1 protein-coding gene and 1 pseudogene are annotated in these 7,018 nt (G+C 48.1%); both read left to right on the top strand.

Translation table 11 applies throughout. The annotated features are described in order from the left end of the window. Window positions 1-196: 196 nt before the first annotated feature. A pseudogene (locus GRP75_RS16305) lies at window positions 197-5,566 on the top strand (SDR family NAD(P)-dependent oxidoreductase); the annotation flags it as partial. Between the two features lie 50 nt (window positions 5,567-5,616). Beyond that, a partial coding sequence (locus tag GRP75_RS16300) for a polyketide synthase (protein WP_202404171.1) occupies window positions 5,617-7,018 on the top strand: 1,402 nt, incomplete at its 3' end.

Genomic DNA, 7,018 nt, shown 5'->3' with positions numbered 1-7,018 from the left:
ACGTTTGGCTTTCGTTGTAGGCTCTCTCCGGGAGCTTGAAGAGAAATTGAAAGGATTTGTGGAAGGCCGGGATGGTATCCACGGCTTACACGTGGGACACGCCAAACGCCATAAAGAAGAAAATAGAGCTCGTGAAGACGGAGAGGGTGCGGGCACGACGATTGATGTTTTGGTTAGCGAAGGCAGCTATGGCAAAATCGCAGGCCTTTGGGTAAAAGGAGTCGCAATTGACTGGGCCCTGTTGTACGGAGAGGCTAAACCAAACCGTATCAGTCTGCCAACCTATCCCTTTGCCAAAGAACGATATTGTATAACCGATATCAATAAACGGACGGGAGCAAGCGGTGTTGTGTTGGAACGGGAGACAGCAGTCGGCATTCATCCCTTACTTCAGCGTAATACGTCCGATATTTATGGACTGCAGTTCAGCTCCATTTTTACGGGGAAGGAATTTTTCCTGTCTGACCATGTGATAAGGGGGCAGAAGCTCTTGCCTGGAGTGGCCTACCTTGAAATGGCGCGGGCGGCAGTAGAGCAGGTTGCAGGATCTCCAGAAGATAAGTGGACGTCCATCCGGTTAAAAGATGTGGATTGGATCCGTCCAGTTGTGGTTGGGGAGGAGTCGGTTGATGTCAGTATTGGGCTCTATCCGCAAGATGGCGGAGAGATCGCCTATGAAATTTACAGCAAGTCTGGAGCAACGGACACCGAGCTGGTGGTGCATAGTGAAGGCAGGGCAGTAATTGTTCCGGTGGCAGAGGTCCCTGCTATAGATATTAAAACCTTGCTGGAGCAGTGCAGTCTGGGCTCCGTTTCATCCCGTCAGTGCTATGAGGCGTTTGCGGCGATGCAGATTTCCTATGGGCCGGGACATCAGGGAATTGAGAAAATATATATCGGAGTGGGTCAAGCGCTTGCCAAGTTGTCCTTGCCTTCTTCCGTTTACCATACGATGGAGCATTATGTGATGCACCCCAGTTTGATGGACTCCGCTCTTCAGGCGACGATAGGCTTGATTATGAGTGCAGGTGATCGCAAAGCTTCCATTAAGCCAGCTTTACCATTTGCATTGGAAGAGTTAGAGGTATTTAACAGATGCACATCAGAGATGTGGGCCTGGATCCGTAATAGTGAAGACAGCAGGCAGGATGGCCCGCTGCAAAAGTTAGATATCGATTTGTGTGACGAGCAGGGGAATGTTTGTGTGAGGATGAAGGGATTTTTATCACGAGTTGCTGAAGGAGGAACAGGTGGCCCAGATGAATGGACTGCACCTGAGACTTTGATGCTTGAGCCTGTGTGGGAAGAACAAGCGATTGCTCTGGAAGGAACAGCACCTGACTATCAACAGCATCTGGTAATTTTATGCGAACCGGGATATATTTCCGGGGAAATTATTGAATCGCAAATGAACGGGGTGCAGTGCCTCATTCTCCAATCCGAAGAGAAGAGCATTGATGCACGGTTTAGGACTTATGCGACACAGGTGTTTGAGGCAATTCAACATATTCTTAAAACGGAATCCAAAGGCAAAACATTGGTTCAGCTTGTCGTTCCGGTGCAGGATCACCAACAGGTATTCTCGGGACTTTCCGGACTCTTAAAAACAGCATGGCTGGAGAATCCAGTACTGGTTGGCCAATTGATAGAAATGGATGTGGAGCAGGATCCAGCAGGTCTGATAAATATCCTGCAAGAAAACAGTCGCGGTTCTATAGAACCACATATCCGCTATCAATCAGGTAGACGGCATGTTGCCGTATGGACGGAAATTAAAGCCTCCGGGGAAGCGATCAGCATTCCGTGGAAAGACAGGGGAGTATATTTAATTACCGGCGGAACCGGAAGTCTCGGTTTGATTTTTGCCGAAGAAATTACACGACAGGCCAGGGATACCGCTTTAATTCTTGTCGGACGCTCCCCGCTTCGTGGTGACACCAAAGCAAGGATTGAGGAGATAGAGGCTTTAGGTGCAAGAGTAGTATTCCGACAAGCCGATGTCGCCGATAAAAGGGCCGTTGAAGTTTTGATTCGGGATATTCAGGAAGAGTTTGGGAAGCTGGACGGAATTGTGCACAGCGCAGGAATGGTTAGCGATAATTTCATTATTAAAAAAACACGGGAGGAATTGCAAAACGTTTTGGCACCAAAGGTTACGGGATTGGTGAATCTGGATCAGGCTTGCAAGGAAATCCCGCTGGACTTCTTCATCCTTTTTTCATCCGTTGCAGGGAGCCTTGGGAATATAGGACAGGCTGACTATGCTGCTGCCAATGCCTTTATGGACGCCTATGCCAAGTACCGTAGTACGCTGGTAGAGCGAGAACAACGCCAGGGGCGGACGATTTCAGTCAATTGGCCACTCTGGAAAGAAGGCGGAATGCGTATTGATGGGGAAACAGAAAAGATCATGGAAGGGATGGGGATGTTTGCAATGGAGACTGGTGCAGGAATTCGGGCTTTGTATCAGAGCCTGGCTTCCGAAAAGAATCAAGTCATGGTGTTGGAAGGGCATGCCAGTCAGCTAAGAGAAACGCTCCTGCAGCAACCGTCCCTGAATCAGGCTGGAGATGCCTCCTCTATGATAATGGAAAGCGAGATGGGTTCGGTCATCGGACAAGACCTGCTTGCCGAAAAAGCGGCAAATTATTTAAAGCAATTGCTCGCTACATCCATCAGGCTGCCGGCAAGGCAGATTGAAACCGATGCCCCTATGGAGAAGTACGGCATTGATTCCATTATGATTAAACAGCTAACCCGTGAGTTGGAGAAAACGTTTGGAACACTGCCCAAAACTTTATTTTTTGAATACCAGAATATCCGGGAATTGACCCAATATTTCCTTAAAGTCCACCAGAAGCAGCTGATTAAATTGCTTGGAATCGAGACAGAGGTCAACCCTGCGAAAGAATTCAAGCCTTCTACGATGGAAAACGACCCGGGAAGGTCACTTTCTGATAGTCGGAAGCAATCGCGTTTCATGCCAGTTCAGGCAAGTTTCCAACCGCAACCGAAAAGAGCAGGCGAATCAGAGGAAATTGCCATTATCGGTTTGTCGGGCATGTATCCCGATGCAGAAAACATACGGGAATTCTGGAACAATCTGCGCGATGGGAAGGATTGCATTACGGAAATTCCCAAAGATCGCTGGGATCACAGCATGCACTTTGACGAGGACAGGAATCAGTCCGGAAAAGCTTACAGCAAGTGGGGATGCTTTATCAAAGGTGTGGATCAGTTTGACCCCATGTTTTTCAATATCTCTCCTAGAGAAGCACAGATAATCGATCCTCAGGAGCGTCTATTCCTGAAATGCGTCTATGAAACGATAGAGGATGCAGGCTATACCCGGGAAGCGCTTGGACTAGAGCGGGGCCTTGGGCAGGATAGGAATGTGGGTGTTTTTGTCGGGGTCATGTATGAAGAATACCAGCTTTATGGGGCACAGGAACAAGCTAGGGGCAGAATGATTGCCGTTCCTGGCAATCCGGCTTCCATCGCAAATCGGGTATCTTATTTCTGTAACTTCCACGGTCCGAGCATGGCTGTGGACACCATGTGTTCTTCTTCATTGACGACCATTCATCTGGCCTGCCAAAGCTTGCAACAAGGCGAGTGTGAGCTTGCCATTGCTGGCGGCGTCAATGTATCCATTCATCCGAACAAATACCTGATGCTTGGGCAAGGCAGGTTTGTATCGAGTAAAGGACGGTGCGAAAGCTTTGGACAAGGCGGAGATGGATATGTGCCAGGAGAAGGCGTAGGAGCCGTACTGCTCAAACCACTGTCCAAAGCTATTGCAGATGGCGACCATATATATGGGGTCGTAAAAGGGACCTCGGTGAATCATGGAGGGAAGACAAACGGATTCTCAGTTCCTAATCCCAATGCGCAGGCCAGTGTAATTGGAAGGGCCTTTAAGAAAGCAGGAATTAACCCCAGAACCATTAGTTACATCGAAGCGCATGGCACCGGGACATCCTTAGGTGACCCCATTGAAATCGCCGGATTGCAAAAAGTTTTCCAGGAATATACGGAGGATAAGCAATTTTGCGCAATCGGATCGGCAAAATCAAATATTGGGCATTGTGAGAGCGCGGCAGGGATCGCCGGAGTTACAAAGGTGCTCCTTCAGCTCAAATACGGACAAATCGTGCCTTCATTGCATTCAGAAACACTAAACCCGAATATCGATTTTAGCGATAGTCCTTTTATAGTTCAGCAGGAGCTGGGAGAGTGGAAAAGACCCGTCGTCACAATGAATGGGAAGACAGTTGAATACCCAAGAATCGCAGGTATTTCCTCATTTGGCGCCGGAGGCTCCAACGCACATGTGCTCATTGAGGAATATATCCCTGAGGAGCAGGAGACTAGACAAGTTACCATTCCACTGCAAAATCCGGCAATGATCGTGCTGTCGGCGAGGAATAAAGATCGACTGGATGAACAGGTGCAAAGACTGCTTGCTGAACTCAAAGAGCCGGAATACTCGCAAACCAGCCTGGAGGATATAGCATTTACTCTGCAGGTGGGACGGGAAGCCATGGAAGAACGGTTAGCAGTCATAGTTAAGTCTACCCGTGAGCTTACAGAAAAGCTGGAGAGTTTTTTAGCGGGGAATGAGGATATTGACGGGCTGTATTTGGGTCAGGCAAAGAAGAATAAAGACATCCTAGCTGTTCTTGAGGCAGACGAAGACATGGCAAAAATGGTGGATAGTTGGATAAGCAAGGGGAAGTATACAAAGCTGGCGGAGCTTTGGGTGAAGGGGCTACTCTTCGATTGGACTAGACTTTATGAGAATACCAGCCCTCGTCGGATTAGTCTGCCAACTTATCCATTTGCCAAGGAGAGCTATTGGATCTTCGCGCGTGGGGGCGAATCCCGGGACGTCGAGGCGGAAACTCCTGTAGTCGATGTGTCGGTACAAGAGTTCGTTTCCAGCCCTCCTGCAGTTAACCATAGCAACGATAATGTGCAGAGACAGACTTTGGCGAAAGTACCTGAAAAACCGCAGGGCATTTTGCTAAGCTCCGTTTCCAACATCCAGATGGTAGCAGATAAGCCAGAAAAGTCAGCCGTGCTGGCAGAATCCAAGCCTGCCCCGCCGCAACCTGAGGCCAAGCCTTCTTCGCCGCCGCCCGTTGTTGCCAGGGATGAGGCAAAGCGGTCGACATATGCGCCAACGGCTGTACGGATAGAAACATTGGAGAAGGAACTGGTAGAAAGTCTTGCGAAATCCTTGAGTATGAATGAAAAGGATATTGGCCGGGACGATCAATTTATTGATATGGGACTGGACTCCATTATAGGCGTAGAGTGGGTGCAGGCTGTGAATAAACGCTTTGGAACAGCTATTCCGGCAACCAGAGTGTACGACTATCCTAACATTAATGAATTCTCCAAATTTTTGGCAAAGGAATTGAACAAGTCGGCGGGAGATACAAATCAGGCTCCTACAGAGCCGAAGCCTAAGCAGCCCATGCAAGTCTTGTTACAGAAAGTACTGCAGGGTGAGTTGGATTTTGAACAGGCCGACCAGTTATTCAACCAATTACACTCGTAGACAGCCAACACGATATTTGTCCTATTTCATACAGCTAGGAGGACATGTTTATGGATTCAAAAGATATTTTTCGTGCGGTGCAAGCAGGGGAAATCAATTATGAAGATGCTGAAAAACAATTGCTTCAATTTATTGGCGAGCTCCCGGATGAATCATTGGAAGCCAGTCCACAGGAATTATCAGAAGGACGGGCTTTCACGTTGCAACCATTGGACAGCTTCCACACGTCGGAGGATGGGCAGGAGATAAGCGCCCCCCAAATGAAGGTACAGTCTGTGGTTGAATTGCAGGAATTTGAGCACGGGATTGTCTTGTTGAAAATGAAGGACACGGCGCACAAAAATACATTTTCCGATGAACTGATTATTGGCCTGAATCAGGCGTTTGAGACAGTGCAGGCTAACGAGAATTATAAAGTTGTGATTCTGACGGGATATGACACCTACTTTGCCACAGGAGGCACCCAAGAGGGGTTGCTGGCTATCCATGAGGGAAAGGCGAAATATAGCGATACCAATGTTTACAAGATTGCTTTGGATTGCAAGCTGCCCGTCATCGCTGCTATGCAGGGACATGGGATTGGTGCTGGCTGGTGCATGGGGATGTTTTGCGATTTTATCGTGATGAGTCGGGAAAGCATCTATACTACTAACTTTATGAAGTACGGCTTTACTCCCGGAGCGGGTTCGACCCTGATTTTCCCTGAGAAATTCGGGGTTAGTATGGCACAGGAAATTCTATTTACAGGTACTAGATATAGTGGTTCGGAACTGGAAACCAAAGGGGTTCCTTTTCCGGTTGTACCGAGGAATGAAGTGGTGCCGCACGCCATGCAGCTGGCAAGAAAACTGTCTGAGTCTCCCAGGGAGTCATTAATTGAGCTGAAAAACCATATGGCCCAATCGATAAGAGAAAAGCTGGCGGCTACTATTGAAAAAGAAATAAAAATGCAGGATAAAACGTTTGTGAATCAGCAAGAAGTTAAAGAACGGATTCAATTCGCCTATGGACAGCTGCCGAATAGCAATGATTCCCACAAAACGGTCAAGCATGCTGATTCTAAAAAAGCTATGCTAGATATGCCGCGCGGTCAGGAACATAAGGAGTCTATCGCAATTATTGGTATGGCAGGGCAATTCCCGGAATCAGGGACTTTGGCTGAATTTTGGGACAATCTGGCTCAGGGCAGGGATTGTATATCGGAAATCCCTTCAACGCGATGGTCAATCGATGAATATTACGATACCGATCCCAAGGCTCAGGGAAAAACCTATAGCAAATGGATGGGTGTTTTAGAGGCTGTAGATAAATTTGACCCGTTGTTCTTTAATATATCCCCTGCAGAAGCAGAGATGATGGATCCTCAACAGCGCCTATTTCTTGAAAGCAGCTGGAAATGCATTGAAGATGCTGGATTAAATCCAGCCTCACTGTCGGAGAGCCGTTGCGGTG

Source organism: Paenibacillus sp. OT2-17 (assembly GCF_009827695.1).
In the GTDB taxonomy this organism is placed as follows: Bacteria; Bacillota; Bacilli; order Paenibacillales; family Paenibacillaceae; genus Paenibacillus; species Paenibacillus polymyxa_B.
This window is presented reverse-complemented; position numbering and strand designations above follow the sequence as displayed.